Origin of the sequence: Peredibacter starrii, from assembly GCF_034259205.1 — a bacterium.
GTDB classification, from domain to species: Bacteria; Bdellovibrionota; Bacteriovoracia; order Bacteriovoracales; family Bacteriovoracaceae; genus Peredibacter; species Peredibacter starrii.
Map to the genome: position 1 here is coordinate 1,052,049 of NZ_CP139487.1, position 17,538 is coordinate 1,069,586.

General features: G+C 43.8%; 18 protein-coding genes. 17 read left to right on the forward strand and 1 reads right to left on the reverse strand.

Going from position 1 to position 17,538, the window contains the following annotated elements; all coding sequences use genetic code 11:
- Nucleotides 1-103: 103 nt before the first annotated feature.
- Complete coding sequence (locus SOO65_RS05270) at nucleotides 104-2,962, forward strand: helicase C-terminal domain-containing protein (protein ID WP_321398055.1); 2,859 nt, start codon at nucleotides 104-106, stop codon at nucleotides 2,960-2,962.
- On the opposite strand, the gene SOO65_RS05275 is transcribed toward SOO65_RS05270, so the two are convergent.
- The gene (locus tag SOO65_RS05275; protein ID WP_321398058.1) at nucleotides 2,959-3,660 is read right to left on the reverse strand and encodes a hypothetical protein; all 702 of its coding nucleotides are present in this window, start codon (nucleotides 3,658-3,660) and stop codon (nucleotides 2,959-2,961) included. The two genes, SOO65_RS05270 and SOO65_RS05275, sit on opposite strands and share 4 nt — an antisense overlap.
- 120 nt (nucleotides 3,661-3,780) lie before the next feature.
- Between SOO65_RS05275 and SOO65_RS05280 the strand changes: the two genes are divergently transcribed.
- The 16 genes from SOO65_RS05280 (at nucleotide 3,781) to SOO65_RS05355 (ending at nucleotide 17,536) form a co-directional block, all read left to right on the forward strand.
- Nucleotides 3,781-5,127: a Na(+)-translocating NADH-quinone reductase subunit A gene (locus SOO65_RS05280; protein ID WP_321398060.1), complete on the forward strand. Its 1,347-nt coding sequence runs from the start codon at nucleotides 3,781-3,783 to the stop codon at nucleotides 5,125-5,127.
- The gene (locus SOO65_RS05285; protein WP_321398063.1) at nucleotides 5,127-6,326 is read left to right on the forward strand and encodes an NADH:ubiquinone reductase (Na(+)-transporting) subunit B; all 1,200 of its coding nucleotides are present in this window, start codon (nucleotides 5,127-5,129) and stop codon (nucleotides 6,324-6,326) included. The genes SOO65_RS05280 and SOO65_RS05285 overlap by 1 nt, the downstream gene beginning before the upstream one ends.
- Nucleotides 6,319-7,089, forward strand: coding sequence for a Na(+)-translocating NADH-quinone reductase subunit C (locus tag SOO65_RS05290; RefSeq protein WP_321398066.1), 771 nt, complete (start codon nucleotides 6,319-6,321; stop codon nucleotides 7,087-7,089). Before SOO65_RS05285 ends, SOO65_RS05290 begins: the two co-directional genes overlap by 8 nt.
- Nucleotides 7,086-7,703, forward strand: a complete 618-nt coding sequence (locus SOO65_RS05295) for an NADH:ubiquinone reductase (Na(+)-transporting) subunit D (protein WP_321398069.1) — start codon at nucleotides 7,086-7,088, stop codon at nucleotides 7,701-7,703. The genes SOO65_RS05290 and SOO65_RS05295 overlap by 4 nt, the downstream gene beginning before the upstream one ends.
- Nucleotides 7,704-7,710: 7 nt before the next feature.
- Nucleotides 7,711-8,322, forward strand: a complete 612-nt coding sequence (nqrE, locus tag SOO65_RS05300; RefSeq protein WP_321398071.1) for an NADH:ubiquinone reductase (Na(+)-transporting) subunit E — start codon at nucleotides 7,711-7,713, stop codon at nucleotides 8,320-8,322.
- A 15-nt stretch (nucleotides 8,323-8,337) separates the two neighbouring features.
- Nucleotides 8,338-9,564 (forward strand): NADH:ubiquinone reductase (Na(+)-transporting) subunit F, encoded by a 1,227-nt coding sequence (gene nqrF, locus SOO65_RS05305; protein WP_321398074.1) that lies wholly within the window; start codon nucleotides 8,338-8,340, stop codon nucleotides 9,562-9,564.
- A gap of 133 nt (nucleotides 9,565-9,697) precedes the next feature.
- On the forward strand, nucleotides 9,698-10,576 hold the full coding sequence (locus SOO65_RS05310; protein ID WP_407676987.1) for an FAD:protein FMN transferase: 879 nt from the start codon (nucleotides 9,698-9,700) through the stop codon (nucleotides 10,574-10,576).
- A gap of 40 nt (nucleotides 10,577-10,616) precedes the next feature.
- Nucleotides 10,617-10,817 (forward strand): (Na+)-NQR maturation NqrM, encoded by a 201-nt coding sequence (gene nqrM / locus SOO65_RS05315; RefSeq protein ID WP_321398080.1) that lies wholly within the window; start codon nucleotides 10,617-10,619, stop codon nucleotides 10,815-10,817.
- A 51-nt stretch (nucleotides 10,818-10,868) separates the two neighbouring features.
- Entirely contained in the window at nucleotides 10,869-11,201 is a 333-nt protein-coding gene (locus tag SOO65_RS05320) for a hypothetical protein (RefSeq protein ID WP_321398083.1), read from the forward strand.
- Between the two features lie 120 nt (nucleotides 11,202-11,321).
- Nucleotides 11,322-11,711, forward strand: coding sequence for an NADH-quinone oxidoreductase subunit A (locus SOO65_RS05325; RefSeq protein ID WP_321398086.1), 390 nt, complete (start codon nucleotides 11,322-11,324; stop codon nucleotides 11,709-11,711).
- A 10-nt stretch (nucleotides 11,712-11,721) separates the two neighbouring features.
- Nucleotides 11,722-12,327 (forward strand): NADH-quinone oxidoreductase subunit B, encoded by a 606-nt coding sequence (locus tag SOO65_RS05330; protein WP_321398088.1) that lies wholly within the window; start codon nucleotides 11,722-11,724, stop codon nucleotides 12,325-12,327.
- The gene (locus tag SOO65_RS05335; protein WP_321398091.1) at nucleotides 12,327-12,920 is read left to right on the forward strand and encodes an NADH-quinone oxidoreductase subunit C; all 594 of its coding nucleotides are present in this window, start codon (nucleotides 12,327-12,329) and stop codon (nucleotides 12,918-12,920) included. The genes SOO65_RS05330 and SOO65_RS05335 overlap by 1 nt, the downstream gene beginning before the upstream one ends.
- Nucleotides 12,917-14,119: an NADH dehydrogenase (quinone) subunit D gene (gene nuoD / locus SOO65_RS05340; protein WP_321398094.1), complete on the forward strand. Its 1,203-nt coding sequence runs from the start codon at nucleotides 12,917-12,919 to the stop codon at nucleotides 14,117-14,119. The genes SOO65_RS05335 and nuoD overlap by 4 nt, the downstream gene beginning before the upstream one ends.
- A gap of 15 nt (nucleotides 14,120-14,134) precedes the next feature.
- Nucleotides 14,135-14,662, forward strand: a complete 528-nt coding sequence (gene nuoE / locus SOO65_RS05345) for an NADH-quinone oxidoreductase subunit NuoE (protein ID WP_321398097.1) — start codon at nucleotides 14,135-14,137, stop codon at nucleotides 14,660-14,662.
- On the forward strand, nucleotides 14,659-15,999 hold the full coding sequence (nuoF, locus tag SOO65_RS05350) for an NADH-quinone oxidoreductase subunit NuoF (RefSeq protein ID WP_321398100.1): 1,341 nt from the start codon (nucleotides 14,659-14,661) through the stop codon (nucleotides 15,997-15,999). The genes nuoE and nuoF overlap by 4 nt, the downstream gene beginning before the upstream one ends.
- Nucleotides 15,992-17,536 (forward strand): NADH-quinone oxidoreductase subunit G, encoded by a 1,545-nt coding sequence (locus SOO65_RS05355; RefSeq protein ID WP_321398103.1) that lies wholly within the window; start codon nucleotides 15,992-15,994, stop codon nucleotides 17,534-17,536. The genes nuoF and SOO65_RS05355 overlap by 8 nt, the downstream gene beginning before the upstream one ends.
- Nucleotides 17,537-17,538 lie beyond the last annotated feature (2 nt).

Sequence of the window (17,538 nt, forward strand, 5' to 3'; positions counted from 1 at the left end):
CTTTGAAAAAATAGATTTAATGCAAGTTAGCATAATTGACGAAAGTCTGCCTATTAATTTATGGTAGAACCCTTCACATGTCACTTAGCGTAAAGGTTGAAAAATGGGTCTTGGAACCTGGGCAGTCATAGATATTGAAACCACTGGGATTCATCCTGCCACAGATGAGATCATCGACCTGGGCTTTTTGCAGTTTGAAGGGACAAAACTAGTCAGGACTTATTCTTCCCTGGTGCGTCCAGAAAATCAGGTCTCAAGTTTCATTACAAAGCTGACCGGGATCACTAATGATCACCTGAAAAAGGCCCCGCTGTGGACACAAGTCGAGCAGGACCTTTTATCACTCGAGGCCCACTCACTTCTTGCTCATAATGCGAATTTTGAAGAAAGCTTCCTCAAGCGCTACTTTGATAAAATTCCAAGTCCGAATGGCCGCGAAAGTTATCACGATTCATTGTTTTATTTAGCACTGTTGTTCCCAGAGGCCTCTACACTTAATCTTGAAGGTTTTATTAATCAATTAGGTGTTGCGGACAAGGAAGAACACAGAGGGCTGGCGGACTCTCGTGATCTACTAAAAGTTCTCCTGCTTGCGACTTATCTCACTCACCAGGACAAAGAATTCAGAATGAAACTTTCTGAAGTGCTGATGGAGTTCCCGGCGGAATTTTTCTATCGTCAGTTCTTTATGTTAAAAGCAGAAGAGTTGGAAGAGATCGCCGAACAACTTGATTATCCTCTGGTTGAATCAGCAAAACGTTATCTGATCGCCAACAAAGTTGAGCCATTAAAGATCGATAAGTTTGATAAATTCTCGACTGATTTTTCGGGTCAGAATATACAAAATATTCTTCGTGCAGAAAAAGATATTAATGAAGTACTTCCTTATTACAAATACCGTGCTGCCCAGGAATCTCTTTCATTAAGAGTGGGACAGGCCTTTAAAAACGGCATTCATGCTCTTATTCAGGCACCGACTGGTACTGGTAAGACCATGGGATACCTTCTTCCATCATTCTTGTTCTCGAAGGCCTTCAAGGAAACTTGCCTGGTTGCGACCGGAACAAAAACTCTGCAAGATCAGGCCCTCGCAAAAGATGTGCCTCAGATGAAGCGTCTTTTAAATCTGGGACCTGAAACTAAAGTTGTGAAGCTGGTTGGTTCAAGTAACCACCTGTGTGAACTTCTTTTTAGAGAAGACAATAATGAAGAGCCAACTTTCATTACTCCTTTTGGTGAGACTTTCACCAAGGCGTATTTTGAAATGCTCTTTTTCTATAATTCCCGTGTGCCTTATGAGAAGAAACTCACTCGTGAGCAGATTCCTTTTATTCTTAAAAAACTCGCTCCTGAGCTTGCGGAAAAAGATCAGAACCTGGCGGTTGATTACCGTGCCTGTGCGGGACAAAACTGTCCGCTGGTGAATGAATGTTCTTATCAGCAAGGTCTACGTGAGGCGAAGGAAGCTCAACTTATTATTGGTAACCATGCCCTGATGCTTAACTGGCCAAGGAGCATTCCACGTCCACAATTTATCGTGGTGGACGAGGCCCATCGTCTAGAGCATGAGGCCACTAAGGCCTATAGTCTTGAAGTTCATCATAAGAGCATTGAATCGCTTCTTAAAAACCTTCCGCAAGGAATGGGTGCCCTGATTTATCTTCTTAACAGTATGGAGGATGGATTTGCGGTGGAGAACACAGTTCAAACTCTAAGAGATCAAACCCAGTTTAGTCTTAAGATGCTCCGCGATCACTATGATTCACTTCCAGGAGTAGTGGAGGCGTTCTTTAAGAAGCTTCCAAATTATAGTCCGGCCTATTCAAATGAACTTCCGTTTCCGAAAAAATCGGAGCTTAAAGATCCTCTGGCAGCGGCAATTTTAAATCATATTGAAAGCATGAATTTCATTTTTGAGACGCTTTATAATCTCTATATGCCGTTCATTTCTCGCTGGGAAAACCGTGATTTTAAGAATGAAGCACAAAAGTTAAAGGCCTGGGCGGTTTTTGAAACGAACTTCGGTTCTCTTGAAAAACTCCACGCTTCATTCAAGCACTATATTGAGTATCCGGCCGATTGGTCGACCATCATTAAATATTCAGAGAGTGATAGTTATAGTTTTGAGTCTTCGCCAATTGATGTGGGGAGAAAGATTCACGACGAACTTTTGATGATGAGTACTTCGGTGGTGTTCACGTCTGCGACCCTTGGAAACGCTTCAGGTGATTCTGGTGTTCAGGGTGTGGAGTGGATGACGGGTTATACTTACTTAGCTCCTGAAAAACGTTTTAAAACCGGTCTCTATCTAGAGGCGGTGTACGATTATAAGAACAATTCAAAAGTGTATCTGTGCCCGGATACCCGCAATATTTCGGACCCGCTCTTTGTGCCGGAACTTTTAGCGCAAGTGAACCCACTCATCACAAAACTCGGTGGTAAGACACTTCTTCTTTTCTCTTCACGTCTTCGCTTTGAAGCGGCCAGTGAAATTATTCTTCGTGAATTTGAAGGCAAGATTCCGGTCTTCGTTCAAGGTCTTGGTAAAAACGTGGTGGAAGAATTTAAAAAAGAGGAAGGCGCCATTTTGATCGGAATGGAGAGTTTCGGAGAGGGAATTGATATTCCGGGTGAGAAACTTTCATTCATCGTGGTCGATAAAATTCCAGATGTTCGTCAGGATCTGGTGATTCAGAAACGTCGCGACTTTTTTGAATTCAAATTCGGAAACGAATTCAATGATTACTTCCTTGCTCATCGTACTCGTTCACTACATCAAAAATTTGGACGTCTACTGCGCTCAGAAAAAGATCATGGGGCCATTTTGTTGGTGGATAACCGAGTGAAGAAATGGAAGGGCAATACGCTTAAGACTTTCCAGAAACTGATGGAGCCTTACCAGATTGTTTCAGTGCCGTTGAAAGACGCCACCGAGCAAATCGCCGACTATTTCAAAGTTTAGATATTCTTCTTTAAGTGTTTAATTACAATTCGCTGGTCCCCATGAGTAAGCTCATAGGGGATAGCGTAGTGCTTACTTAAATAAATGTTCACGGGCTGTTCCGCGCCGGCATTTGATGTATCAAATTCATAGAGACACAAATGACTGGCGGATAGTGAATTATTATTCAATTTGTAATCTTGCATCTCGCGAGTCTTAAATTCCGCAAAAATGACTTTTTCTACCGGGGGGGCCTTATAGGTCCAGTCGTTATCGGAGCTAATAAGTGTAATGGGTGTCCTTCCCGTAACATCAAATTTCTTTGATAACGTAAATAATCCACTGGTGCTAACAGCGGGAGCAGTTAAATAGTGCTTGGCCCCGATGGTGCGGCCGAATTCCTGGGTCATCTGGGAATTTTGAAAAGTGTAGCTGAGTTCAAGGTTAGACAGGTCTACCTTATAAACTTCCTGTGCGTACTTATTACCAATCGATTTTTCAATTCTCACAAAATAAGGGACATAGTGCTGATTCATTTCGTACCGCACTAATATTTTGAGAAATTCACCGGTTTCAATTCGAGAAAGGACCTCGGCCGAGATTTGATAATTCTGTTGTTCAGGATAAAAAAGTAATTTGAAATTTTCTTGAGAGTAGTTTGTTCCATTCTGATAATACAGATAGGAGCCTTCCATTAAAATTTCAGTTAATTGTGACATAGTTTAATTTAATCACGCACTGCGTGTTTGTTGCAACTTATTCCTACTTTCATTTGAGCATAGAAATAGAGAATGGTAAGATTAAAATTCGATAATCTCTAGAATTTACGAAGGATTTCCATGATCAAAACATCGAAAGGTTTGGACATTCCTATATCAGGAGCTCCAGCACAACAAATCTCGGCATCGAAAACGGTCCGAACAGTGGCCCTCCTTGGTGAGGATTACAACGGGATGAAACCTACCATGTTGGTACAGGTGGGGGACAAGGTCCTTAAAGGTCAGCCGTTATTTGAAGATAAAAAAACACCTGGAGTGTTTTTTACTGCTCCGGTTGCAGGCACTGTAAGAGAAATTAATCGAGGCGATAAACGTGTATTTCAATCTATTGTGATTGAGGTTCATGGCTTTGATCAAGTTCAGCTTAAGAGCTATAAGCACTCGGGTATTAATTCTTATTCGGCCGAGGATGTACGTAAGCTTTTGATTGAATCAGGATTTTGGACATTCCTTAGAACAAGACCGTTCTCGAAAACTCCTGCTGTCGATTCAACTCCATCATCAATTTTTGTCAACGTCATGGATACAAATCCACTCGCTCCTGACACTGAAGTTATTGTTCGTGAACGCATGGAAGATTTTAAGGCCGGTGTCGAAGTTTTATCCCGTTTGGGCGTAAAAGTATTCGTTGTGACCCATCCTTCAAGCTCAGTAAACCTGACTGGTCTATCAAACGTAGTTCATGAAAAGTTCCAAGGTGCTCACCCTGCCGGTAACGTAGGAACTCATATTCACCACCTTGATCCGGTTTCGGCCACTAAGACCGTATGGCATGTAAATTATCAGGACACGATGGCGATAGGTCACCTTTTCACAACTGGGATCATCTCAAATGAAAAGGTAATTTCAATTGCCGGACCGATGGCAAAATCTCCGCGCCTGATTAAGACCTTGAGAGGGGCGAGCATTTCTGATTTAACTCAAGACGAAGTAAAAGAGAATTCAGGGGTTCGTTTTGTATCTGGTTCAGTGTTAGGTGGACGCACGGCCAGCGGAGCTGTGAATTACCTTGGTCAATTCCATCAACAAGTCTCTCTTATTAAAGAGGGCCATTACCGTGAGTTCATGGGGTGGCAATCACCGGGCCTTAATAAATACTCTCTGAAAAACGTCTTCCTATCGAAGATCTTTCCAGGAAAGAAATTTAACTTTGATACAAATACTAACGGTTCACATCGTTCAATTGTTCCCATCGGATCATTTGAGCAAGTCATGCCGTTTGATATTCTTCCAACACAACTTCTTCGCTACCTCATGGTTCAACATTCAGACATGGCCATCAATTTAGGTGCGCTTGAACTGGATGAAGAAGATCTTGCACTTTGTACATTTGTTGACCCTTGTAAAAATGAATATGGCCCCGTTCTTCGTGCTAACTTGATGAAGATCGAGAAGGAAGGCATCTAATGAAATTCCTTGAACACTTTTTAGAAAGTAAAAAACCTCTGTTTGAAAAAGGTGGAAAGCTGGAAAAGTTTTATCCCCTTTATGAAGCACTAGATACTTTCGTATACACTCCGGACAGTGTCACTAAAACCACTGCTCACGTACGTGACGGACTTGATCTGAAGCGTACGATGTTCACAGTGGTGATCGCACTTATCCCTTGTATCCTGATGGCACTCTACAATACTGGCTATCAAGCTCACCTGGTACTTGAAACAGGTAAGTATGTGGCGACAGGGTGGAGACACGATATCTTCACTTCTCTGGGACTTGTCCATGATCCGGCCAGTGTTGTGGCCAATATGGTTTATGGTCTTCTTTTCCTTCTACCTATTTTTTTAGTGTGTAATATCACCGGCGGTATCGTCGAAGTGGTGTTCGCCTCGATCAGAAAGCATGAAGTGAATGAAGGATTTCTAGTCACCGGTTGGCTGATTCCTCTCATCGTTCCACCTACAATGCCCCTTTGGCAGATCGCCATCGGTACTGCTTTCGGAGTTATCTTCGGTAAAGAAGTATTTGGCGGAACTGGTAAGAACATTTTCAACCCGGCCCTTATGGCCCGTGCCTTTTTGTTCTTTGCTTACCCGGCGCAAATTTCAGGAGATCAACCATGGGTCGCGGTCGATGGTTTCTCTGGAGCAACTGCCCTTTCACAAGTGGCCTCTGGGGGGATTGAAAATCTAAAAATATCTTGGATGGACGCATTTCTTGGTCTTCAAGCTGGATCAATGGGTGAGACCTCGGAGCTTGCCTGCTTAATCGGCGCTGTGATTCTCATTGGAACTGGGATTGGTTCATGGAGAATTATGCTGGCCTGCTTGATCGGTTTCATCGGTATGACTTCGATCTTCAATGCGATTGGTTCAACTACAAATCCAATGTTCAATGTTCCTGTGGCCTGGCAACTAGTGCTTGGTTCGTTCGCTTTCGGTGCCGTATTCATGGCAACAGATCCTGTGTCTGCTTCAATGACAAATACAGGGAAGTGGATTTACGGAATTCTGATCGGGATGTTGGGAGTTCTGATTCGTGTGGCGAATCCGGCCTATCCGGAAGGATGGATGCTTGCGATTCTTTTCATGAACGCATTCTCTCCGACGATCGATTTCTTTGTTATGAAAGCAAATATTAAAAGAAGGATGGCACGCAATGTCTGAATCTCCTAAACGTACCCTTCTTGTTGCAACAGTTCTATGTGGAGTTTGCTCGGTTCTAGTTGCAGGAGCGTACGTGGCGCTTAAGCCAAAACAAGATTTTAACCGTGATATTGATTTCAAAAAGAATATCCTGATGTCGGCCGGGCTTCTTGGTCAGGGCACAGACGTCAATGAAACTTTCAAGCAAGTTGAGCCCATCGTGGTCGACCTTGAGACCGGTAAAATGGCCGAAGGAATTGATCCTAAGTCCTTTGATCAGTCCAAGGCAGATAAAGATCCTCAATATAATGAGAACCTTTCTCAGTCGGAAGATAAGGCCGGAATCAAGCGCATCTCTCGTTTACAGAAAGTCTATCTGGTAAAAAAAGATGGAGCGATCGATCAGATTGTTCTGCATATTTACGGAAAGGGACTTTGGTCAACGATGAAAGGTTTCTTGTCTCTGGATAAGGACACAACGACTGTTCGTGGATTCAATTTCTATTCACATGCTGAAACTCCGGGATTAGGCGGTGAAGTTGATAATCCAAAATGGATTTCTCAGTGGCCCGGTAAGAAAGTTTTCTCTGATAACTTCGAAGCGGCAGTGGACGTAGTCAAAGGCAATGTTGATCCGAATTCTCCGGGGGCCGAGCATAAAATTGATGGTCTTTCTGGTGCTACCCTGACTTCAGTGGGTGTTGAGAATACTTTCACATTTTGGCTGTCTGACAAAGGTTACGCAAAATTCCTAACGAACGTTAGAAATGGAGAAATCCAATGAAAACAAAAGAACTCTTATTTGATCCTGTCGTAAAGAACAACCCGATCGCACTTCAGATCCTGGGAATTTGTTCGGCCCTTGCCGTAACATCACAGCTTAAGCAGGCCGTGATCATGGGCGTGGCAGTTATGATCGTAACTGGTGTATCAAGCGCCATGGTGGCGATGATCAGAAACACGATTCCTAACTCGATCCGAATTATTGTTCAGATGACGGTCGCCGCTTCAGCGGTAATCATCGCTGACCAGGTGTTGAAGGCGTATTTCTTTGATGTCTCTAAGCAAATGTCGGTTTACATCGGTCTCATCATTACAAACTGTATTGTGATGGGTCGTATGGAAGGCTTCGCCATGAAAAACGGCCCTTGGGCAAGTTTTCTGGACGGCGTAGGTAACGGATTCGGTTATGCCGTTCTCCTTCTTTGCGTGGGCGTGTTTCGTGAGCTTTTTGGTTCAGGCAAACTGTTTGGCATTTCGATTCTCCCGCTGACAACTGAGGGCGGATGGTATCAGTCGAATGGTCTTCTACTTTTACCTCCGAGCGCGTTCTTTATTATCGGGATTCTGATCTGGATTCTAAGAACCTTCAGACCTGAACAAGTTGAAAAAGAGTAGGTGACCCATGTTTGAAGAATATTTAAGCTTATTTGTTAAGTCTGTTTTTATTGAGAATATGGCCTTGGCCTTTTTCCTTGGGATGTGTACCTTTCTGGCACTTTCAAAGAAAGTTGAAACGGCCCTAGGTCTGGGTATTGCGGTCATTTTCGTACAGGCAGTAACAGTTCCTGCAAACAACCTGGTGTATAACTATCTTCTTCGTGAAGGTGCTCTTGCCTGGGCCGGTTTTCCTGAAGTGGACCTTTCTTTCCTTGGTCTTATTTCATACATCGGTGTCGTGGCGGCGATCGTTCAGATTCTAGAAATGGTTTTGGATAAATATGTTCCGTCGCTTTACAACGCTCTTGGAATTTTCCTTCCATTGATTACCGTGAACTGTGCCATCTTAGGTGGATCACTATTCATGGTTGAGCGTGACTACAATTTTGGTCATTCAGTTGTGTATGGAGTTGGTTCCGGTGCCGGCTGGGCGCTTGCGATTGTGGCCCTGGCAGGCATTCGTGAAAAAATGGCCTACTCTGATGTTCCTGCAGGATTACGTGGTCTTGGGATTACATTTATCACTGTAGGTCTGATGGCGATTGTGTTTATGGCTTTCGCTGGCATTCAACTCTAAGGCAAGGTTAAGACAATGAATGAAATTTTATTAGCAGTGACCATGTTTACCGGAGTGATTCTTCTTCTTGTTGTAATCATTCTTGTGGCACGTTCAAAACTAGTTTCAACCGGTAATATCAAAATCAATATCAATGATGAGAAAGATGTGAGCCTTCCGGGCGGAGGTAAACTCCTGACGGCACTTGCCTCTGAAAAAATCTTCTTATCTTCTGCTTGTGGCGGAGGTGGGACCTGCGGCCAGTGTAAAGTGATTGTGAATGCAGGTGGGGGAGATATTCTTCCTACTGAGCTATCTCACATCAATAAACGTCAGGCCAAAGAAGGAATGCGTCTGGCGTGTCAGGTGACATGTAAGCAAGATCTTAAAATCCATGTACCGGAAGAAGTTTTCGGAGTTAAAAAGTGGAAGTGTAAAGTTCGTTCTAACGATAACGTTGCCACTTTCATTAAAGAGCTTGTTTTGGAACTTCCTGCCGGCGAATCTGTTCCTTTCAGAGCTGGTGGATTCATTCAAATCGAACGTCCGGCGGGTCTTGATATCGATTTTAAAAATTTTGATATCCAGCCAGAATATCGAGAAGACTGGGATAAGTTTAATCTTTGGCAATATCACTCAAAAGTGGAAGATGAAACAATTCGTGCTTACTCGATGGCCAACTATCCTGAAGAGCATGGAATCATCATGCTGAACGTTCGTATCGCGACTCCGCATCCAAAGGCCCCGGCCGGAACACCTCCTGGGAAAATGTCATCGTACATCTTCAATCTGAAAGCAGGAGATGAAGTGACAATTTCTGGTCCATTCGGAGAGTTCTTCGCGCGCGAAACGAAGAAAGAAATGATCTTCGTAGGTGGTGGTGCAGGTATGGCGCCGATGCGTTCTCATATCTTTGATCAATTCCGTCGCATCAAAACTGATCGTAAAGCGTCTTTCTGGTACGGTGCTCGTTCTGTTCGTGAGATGTTCTACGTTGAAGATTTCGATGCCATTCAAAAAGAAAATCCAAACTTCAAATGGCATGTGGCACTTTCAGAGCCACAACCAAATGACAACTGGACCGGTTACACAGGGTTTATTCATAATGTCCTTTTTGAGCAGTACCTGAAAAATCATCCTGCTCCGGAAGATTGTGAATACTATCTTTGTGGACCTCCGATCATGAACCAGTCTGTGATCAACATGCTCCTTTCACTGGGTGTAGAGCGTGAAGATATTATGCTGGATGATTTCGGGGGCTAGTATAAAGCTGACTCTTCTTCTGGTAGGCTGCCTCTTTTTCGGGGGCTGCCTACTTCAGAATACTCCTTCTTCTCTTCAGGAAATCCGTGGCGAAATTTTCGGATCCTACTTCCACATAAAGTATCATGGTGATTTGAAGCGAGAGGTCCTGGAAAAAGACCTCAACATTTTTTTCGAAGAATTCAATCAAGAATTCTCGACCTATCGAAATAATTCCGTCATTAGTACTTTCAATCGAATTCCGGTCAACACCAAGTTTTTGGTGTCGCCTCGCTTTATTGAAATGCTGAAGCTGGCCCGGAAGTTTCACGATGAGACTGGAGGCGCATTTGATCCTACTTTAGGGCCCTTGATTAAGGCCTGGGGATTCGGGGGAGGCTCTAAGGGGAAAGAACCTGATCAGGCGACGATCAATAAAATCATGGCCGATATCGGCTTTAAATATCTTCATTGGGACGAGACCAAACTGCAGGTTTGGAAAACAAAGAACGTAAATCTCGATATCAACGCGTTTGCTCCCGGATGGGCCGCGGATTTAATCGGCGAGTTTTTCGAAAACCGAGGCGTCCAAAATTATATGGTAGATATCAGTGGGGAAATTTTGTTTAAAGGTACCAAGCCCCAAGGTGAGAATTGGGTGGCAGGGATTGAGAGACCTTCTCCTCAGCATGCTGAGGCCGTTCAAATGGCCTTTAAGATCAAAGACCAGGCCATTGCGACTTCAGGGAATTATCGACAGTTCTATGATCATAATGGTGAAAGACGTTCTCATATCATTGATCCTAAAACGGGAAGACCCGTTCACCATTCCATTGCTTCGGCCTCGGTCCTGGCCAGCACGGCCGCCGCTGCGGATGCCTGGGGGACGGCCATGATGGTATTGGGTAAAGAAGGGATTGAAATAGCTGAGAAGCGTGGTTATAAGGTCTATTTACTAGAAGCACATTCAAAGACTTATGCAGAATTTATGTCGAATGGAATGCAAGCTTATCTAGAGGCCTATCGACTCTGATTCTGATACAATTTTTTCGGGTTAGGCCCACGGAGATTTGATGGAAACTTTAATTTTTACGCTGGGAATTTTTTTAACTGCAATCCTGGTTATGTCAGTTGGGATTCTCTTTAAACGTAAACCTATCCAGGGTTCTTGTGGTGGGATTGCAAATCTTATGGGAAGCTGCGACATTTGTGAAAAACGATCAGATTGCTTCGACAAACTAAAGGCGTCAGATTGCGCTACTGACTGCCACTAATTAATTTCCTATTGCCTCCGTGGTCTCTCAAAAAGATGCATGGAGGTACCTATGCCTAATATCGAAAATCCAGAAAAAGAAAAAGATTCTTTGAATTCTCTTAACTATAACGATCGATTAGATGGTTATGGCTTTGGCGAATCAGAGTCCCAAGACGCTGATCAGGATTATGAGCGGGACCCTCATTTTACGCATCATTGCATTGATCTTGGTGAAGGTTATCGAAAGCATAAAAACGAGCCTTTCACCAAAGACGAAAGTGGGCTTCGTAATCAATATGGGCCAGTTGATCAGTATAGTTTTAGGGACGTTTACCTGCCTGACAGAACTGAGAAAATTCATCCCTGGATCCGAATTAAAAATTACTTAACTCGAAAGAAATAAATTCTGGATGGAAGTAGATTGTTTGGTAGTTCAAACAATCTTCTGCAATCTTAATGTTCATTGAGTTTGTATCCTGCGGGTGCTAAATTATGGCCATTCATTTTTTCCCACAGGGTGCTTATGTCTCTTCCAATCGAAGGTTCGTTGAATTATTTGGCCGTATTGATCTTGATGATCATCGCGGTTGTGTTGTCAGTAGTAATTATCGGTTTGAACAAATTGACCGGTAGAAAGCCATCAGAAATCACGCGTAAAAAGTACGACACGTACGAGTGTGGTGTGGGGTATGAAGGGAGTGCTCACCAGCAGTTCTCTGTTCGTTACTACCTCATTGGTATCATCTTCCTCCTGTTCGATGTTGAAGTTGTATTCATGTATCCATGGACCCTTGCTTATCAAACTTATTTAAAATCTGGCCCAGTTATCCTGTTGGAAATGGGACTTTTCTTCGCGCTTCTCCTAGGCGGGTATTTCTACCTTCGTCTACGTGGCGCCTTGAACTGGGATTAGGAGCATATTTATGTCAAAAGACGGAAGTTCATTTTTCTTTCCAACGCTTCTTAGTGAAGCAGCCAAGTGGGCCCAAAAGAACTCACTATGGCCAATGACCTTTGGTACCTCTTGTTGTGGTATCGAAATGATGACGACGATTGGTACGACTTACGACCTTTCTCGTTTCGGTGCAGAGGTTGTGCGTTTCTCTCCTCGTCAGGCAGACATGCTGATCGTGGCAGGAACAATCACAACTAAAATGGCGCCGGTTCTTCGTACGATCTACGATCAAATGCTTGAGCCTAAATGGGTTATCGCAATGGGTGCTTGTTCATCTTCAGGCGGTATCTTTGATACTTATTCAGTTCTTCAAGGGATTGATGAAATCATGCCAGTGGATGTTTATGTTCCGGGCTGTCCTCCAATTCCAGAAGGTCTTATTCACGCAGTAATGCACCTTCAGGGAATCATCGATAACGGTCTTGAAAGAAGACCGGCAGAGCGTCCGACTTTCGACGATGCGATGAATGCTATGACCTTCCGTAAAGGTGTTGGTTATGACATCAAAGCAAACTTCGTTATGTCTCAGGACTACATCGATGAGCAGAAGAAAATGAAACAGGAGCAAAAGTAATGAGAACAAACTCTAATGCTCTTGGTGCTGCATTCATTGAAACTCAAGCAAAAGTACTTGCTCACCTGACTGAGAAATACGCTGCTAACAGAAAAGTTGAAGCGGACAAAGTAGGGGAGCCGGTTATTTGGGCAAGAGGTCCTGAGGACGCGAAGAAATTAGTTCGCGCATTCATGGCAGATCCTAATACAAAAATTGATTTTCTTTCAGACCTTACAGCTTACGACAATAAAGACGGTGAAGATGGTGATGAGCGTTTCGTGCTTGTTTACCAACTTTATTCACTAGAACTTCACACTCGTATCCGCGTGAAGTGTCTTCTTGGCGAAATTCAACCGGCAGAAACTCTGGTTGATATTTGGGAAGGTGCTAACTGGCTTGAGAGAGAAGTTTACGACATGTTCGGAATCAAGTTCAACGGTCACCCGAATCTACGCCGTATCATGATGGATGAGCGTTTTTCTGGTCACCCTCTTCGTAAAGAGTATCCGATTAAGCAACGTGAAGGTTTCAGCGATAACATCGCTTTCCACCTGGGTGCAAATCCATTGGAAGTTTCTACTCACGTTCAAATCAGTGAGGAATCAAAATGAGTGATTTACTAGCTACAGAACAGAACGATCTGTATAACCCGAACGTTCTTATTAATATTGGTCCTGCTCACCCTGCAACTCACGGAACACTTCGTGTTATGTGTCGTATTAACGGTGAGACAATTGAAGATGCTAACTGTGAAATCGGTTACCTTCACCGTGGTATTGAAAAACTAGGTGAAGAGAAAACGTATCACCAGTGGATGGTTTATACTGACCGTCTTAACTACTGTTCAGCTCTTAACAACAACATCACTTATGCGATGACTGTTGAGAACCTTTTCAACATTTCAGTTACTGAACGTACGATGTGGATCCGTGTAATGTGCATGGAGCTTTCTCGTATTATCGACCACATCGTTTGTATCGCTGCAAACGCCCTGGATCTTGGTGCGATGACTGTGTTCTTCCACCTTATTCACTGGCGTGAAGAAGCCTACACAATGATTGAGTCAATGTGCGGTATGCGTCTGACGACTACTTATGCCCGTATCGGTGGTATGAGCTACGATCTTCCAGACAACTTCACTGAAAGACTTTGGAAATTCTGTGAAGACATTCCAAAGACGCTTGATGAAGTTGAAGGTCTTCTAAATGCTAACCGTATCTGGATCGACCGTACTAAAGATGTTGGCGTCATCAATAAAGTTGATGCTCTAAGATTGAACGTAACTGGTCCAACTCTTCGTGCTGCTGGTATCGACCACGATTTACGTCGTGACCGTCCTTACTATGTATATCCAGAACTGGATTTCGATGTTGTTATCGGGTCTAAGGGTGACGTTTACGAGCGTTACCTGGTTCGTATGGAAGAAATCAGACAATCAGTTCGCATCCTTAAGCAATGTAATAAACGCATTCCAGCTGGTCCACTATGGGTAGACGACAAGCGCGTTCGTATCCCGGACAAGATGGATGTTTATACGAAGATGGAAGTACTAATCCACCACTTTAAGATTTTCATGGAAGGTATCGATGTACCGAAAGGTGAAGCATACACGGCCACAGAAGGTCCGAATGGTGAAGTTGGTTTCTACATCGTAAGCCGTGGCGGTCCTAAAGCTTGGCGTATGCGTGTGAAATCTCCATCGTTCATTCAGTTCCAGGCCTTTGAGAACACAATCAAAGGTGGACGTATCCCGGATGCGATTGCTCACCTTGGTTCGGTGAACATCATCGCCGGCGAATTAGATCGTTAAGAGAGAGACACACATATGGCACTATCAGAAAAAATTAAAAACACGATCAACGGGATTCGACACCAGTTCCCGACTGAACAGGCCCTTCTTCTTCCAACACTTCACGAAGTACAAAACGAGAAGGGATGGGTATCAATGGATAGCATGAGAGATATCGGGGAATTCCTGAATCTTCCTCTATCTAAAGTAAGAGAAGTGGCGAGCTTCTATACTATGTATAAGCTTGAGCCGCAGGGGAAAGTGGACGTACAAATCTGTACGAACATTTCTTGCTGGTTAAACGGTGCTGATAAGCTCGTTTCATGCGCTTCTAAAAAGCTTGGCATCCACGCTGGCGAAACAACTGCAGACGGTAAATTCACTCTTTCTCAAGTTGAGTGTCTTGCTGCTTGTGGAACAGCTCCGGCAATGATGATCAACGAAGACTACCACGAAAACCTTACTGAAGAGTCTCTCATTAAGATCCTTGATCAGGCCAAGTCTGACCTGGATGCAGGTAAAGTTGTTGGTAAAGACACACGTAAAGATGGAGTTTGGCCATGATGTACAATAACGAACATTTCGAGCCGGTAATCACGCCAAACGTTGATAAGCCTAATTGCGAAACAATCGAATTCTATATTCAACACGAGAACGGTTATAAGGCGCTTGAAAAAGCACTTAAAATGAAGCCGGCAGAAGTAGTAGACGAAGTTAAGAAGTCTAACCTTCGTGGTCGTGGCGGTGCGGGATTCCCAACTGGTATGAAGTGGTCTTTCATGCCTGCTAATCCAGTTGATGCTAACGGAAATCCAAAGCCGAAATACTTAGTATGTAACGCCGATGAAGGTGAGCCAGGTACTTTTAAAGACCGTCTTATCTTCACAAAAACTCCTCATAGAATGATTGAAGGTATGATCATCGCTGGTCACGCCATCTCTTCTAACAAGGGTTTCATTTATATCCGTGGAGAGTGGTTCAAAGAAGCTCGTCTTATGCAAAAAGCGATCGACGATGCTTACGCTAAGGGCTTCCTTGGTAAGAACATTCTTGGCTCGGGCTTCAATTATGATCTTGTGATCTATAAGGGTGCCGGCGCTTATATTTGCGGTGAAGAGACAGCTCTTCTAAACTCACTTGAAGGTAAGCGTGGTGAACCACGTCTTAAGCCTCCGTTCCCGGCGCAAGTTGGTGCTTACGGCATGCCTTCATGTGTAAACAACGTTGAAACTTTCGCAGCTGTTCCATACATCATTGAGAAGGGCTGGGAAAAATACGCGAAGATGGGTACTGAGCGTTCAGGTGGTACACGTATGATCGGTGTTTCTGGTCACGTGAACAAGCCGGGCGTTTATGAGCTTCCAATGAACCTTTCAATCAATGACATCATCGAAATCGCTGGTGGCATGAAGGGCGGGAAACTTAAAGCAGTAATCCCTGGTGGTGCTTCTGCTCCAATGCTTCGTGCAGACGAGTGTAACGTTCTTACTGATTACGATTCACTTGCGAAGGCCGGAACAATGGCCGGTTCAGGTGGTCTGATCGTTATGAACGATACTGTGAACATCGTTGAAGCAACTTATACACTTTTAAAATTCTATGAACACGAATCGTGCGGTCAGTGTTCTCAGTGCCGTGAAGGTTCACACTGGTTGGCCCGTATGTTCAAACGAATCCTTGATGGCGGTGGTACTCAAGACGATCTTGATTACATTGCTAAAATCTGTGGAAACATGGCCGGTCAAACGATCTGTGCTTTCGCCGACGCTGTAACAGGTCCTGCTCTTTCATCTGTTCGTAAATTCCGTGAAGAATTCGAAGAGATGGTCATGAAGGGCGGTCTTAAAGGAATCGGTAGAACTGAATCCGTATCTCATAAAATGGTTGGTGCCCATGTCTAATACAACTGAAATTGAAATCAAAAAACAGAAGATGGATCTGAACTACGCTTCTGACAAGAAGCCGGTTCACTCTGATCCGTCTCCAGATGCTAAGCCTCTTCCAAAAGTAACTATCGATGGCAAACAGTATGAGTTCAAGCCAGGCGATACTATTATGGAAGTAACTGAACGCTATAAAATTAACGAAGACATCCCTCGTTACTGCTACCACCCAGGTATGCCGGTTGCGGGTACATGTCGTATGTGTACAGTAGAAGTTGAAAAAGCTCCGAAGCTTATGACTTCTTGTTCAACTCCTGCCGCTGACGGCATGGTTGTTCACACTCGTTCTGAGAAAGTAATGAAGTCACGCACAGGTGTGATGGACATGCTTCTTACGAATCACCCGCTTGATTGTCCGGTTTGTGATAAAGCAGGTGAGTGTAGCCTTCAGGACTACAACTTCGAGTACGGTCCATCGAAGTCAAACTTTAAAGAAGAAAAGCGCGTTTACGACAACGCTACAACGAAGAAACTTTCAGACAAAATCACGCTTAACATGAACCGTTGTGTTCACTGTGAGCGTTGTGTTCGTTTCACTGATGATGTGACGAAAACAAACGATCTGGTAATGGTTAACCGCGGCTGGCACAAAGAGCTTGAAGCAACAGATCCTGAAAAAGGTCTGACTAACGATTACCAAGGCTGTCTAACTGACTTCTGTCCGGTGGGCGCTCTTACAATGAATGATTTCCGCTTCCAGAAGCGTGCTTGGTTCCTTGATAAGAAAGCATCTATCTGTGACCGTTGTTCTAAGGGCTGTAACATTGAAGTTCATTCAGATAAAGACATCGTTTATCGTTACGTTCCAATTCACAATGAAATGGTTAACGGTCACTGGATGTGTGATGAAGGTCGTGTTTCATACAATGATCTTATGAACCCAATGAGAGTGATTTCTCCACTTCTTAACCACAATAACTCTCTGACTTCTACTTCACTTGAAACTCTTCTTGGCGAAGTTAAGAAAGCAGTAGCAGCAGCTGGTTCAGTTCAAGTGGTTGTTGGTACAGATGCTACTCGTGAAGAAGCTGCTCTTCTTAAAGAGAAGATGCCAGTTGTGTTCAACAAGTCTGTAGCGGTTGCTTACCACTCTGGATTTGTAACAACTTCATCTGAAGATAAGAAAATCGATAACCTCCTTCGTATGGCGGACAAAACTCCAAATACGAAAGGTGTAGAAGAGCAAGGTCTTGCTCCTCTTGTTGGCGGTGAAGCTAACGCTGACCTTGTGATCCTTTTCAGAAACGGCCGCGCTGGTGTGCCTAAAATGAAAGCTGATCAGAAGCTAGTTCTATGGGGAGTTTGGAGCTTTGAAGATATCAAAGCACTTCCTTCTAAGAACATCGTTGGTGTGATCCCAGGTCTAGCTACGATTGAGAAGTCCGGCAGCTTTAAAAATGCTGACGGCATTGTACAGAAGTTCCACCCTGCTATCACCCACCGTGGTGGAGCTGTTTCAGCTCACCAAGTTGTTGGTGCATTGAAATCTAACTAAGA

What these genes read in the sequence shown, in the direction of transcription:
- SOO65_RS05290 (WP_321398066.1), top strand. Translation starts at nt 6,319, where the DNA reads ATGTCTGAATCTCCTAAACGTACCCTTCTTGTTGCAACAGTTCTATGT.
- SOO65_RS05280 (WP_321398060.1), top strand. Translation starts at nt 3,781, where the DNA reads ATGATCAAAACATCGAAAGGTTTGGACATTCCTATATCAGGAGCTCCA.
- nuoF (WP_321398100.1), top strand. Translation starts at nt 14,659, where the DNA reads ATGATGTACAATAACGAACATTTCGAGCCGGTAATCACGCCAAACGTT.
- SOO65_RS05330 (WP_321398088.1), top strand. Translation starts at nt 11,722, where the DNA reads ATGTCAAAAGACGGAAGTTCATTTTTCTTTCCAACGCTTCTTAGTGAA.
- SOO65_RS05335 (WP_321398091.1), top strand. Translation starts at nt 12,327, where the DNA reads ATGAGAACAAACTCTAATGCTCTTGGTGCTGCATTCATTGAAACTCAA.
- nqrE (WP_321398071.1), top strand. Translation starts at nt 7,711, where the DNA reads ATGTTTGAAGAATATTTAAGCTTATTTGTTAAGTCTGTTTTTATTGAG.
- SOO65_RS05320 (WP_321398083.1), top strand. Translation starts at nt 10,869, where the DNA reads ATGCCTAATATCGAAAATCCAGAAAAAGAAAAAGATTCTTTGAATTCT.
- nqrF (WP_321398074.1), top strand. Translation starts at nt 8,338, where the DNA reads ATGAATGAAATTTTATTAGCAGTGACCATGTTTACCGGAGTGATTCTT.
- SOO65_RS05325 (WP_321398086.1), top strand. Translation starts at nt 11,322, where the DNA reads ATGTCTCTTCCAATCGAAGGTTCGTTGAATTATTTGGCCGTATTGATC.
- SOO65_RS05355 (WP_321398103.1), top strand. Translation starts at nt 15,992, where the DNA reads ATGTCTAATACAACTGAAATTGAAATCAAAAAACAGAAGATGGATCTG.
- nqrM (WP_321398080.1), top strand. Translation starts at nt 10,617, where the DNA reads ATGGAAACTTTAATTTTTACGCTGGGAATTTTTTTAACTGCAATCCTG.
- SOO65_RS05295 (WP_321398069.1), top strand. Translation starts at nt 7,086, where the DNA reads ATGAAAACAAAAGAACTCTTATTTGATCCTGTCGTAAAGAACAACCCG.
- nuoE (WP_321398097.1), top strand. Translation starts at nt 14,135, where the DNA reads ATGGCACTATCAGAAAAAATTAAAAACACGATCAACGGGATTCGACAC.
- SOO65_RS05270 (WP_321398055.1), top strand. Translation starts at nt 104, where the DNA reads ATGGGTCTTGGAACCTGGGCAGTCATAGATATTGAAACCACTGGGATT.
- nuoD (WP_321398094.1), top strand. Translation starts at nt 12,917, where the DNA reads ATGAGTGATTTACTAGCTACAGAACAGAACGATCTGTATAACCCGAAC.
- SOO65_RS05285 (WP_321398063.1), top strand. Translation starts at nt 5,127, where the DNA reads ATGAAATTCCTTGAACACTTTTTAGAAAGTAAAAAACCTCTGTTTGAA.
- SOO65_RS05275 (WP_321398058.1), bottom strand. Translation starts at nt 3,660, where the DNA reads ATGTCACAATTAACTGAAATTTTAATGGAAGGCTCCTATCTGTATTAT.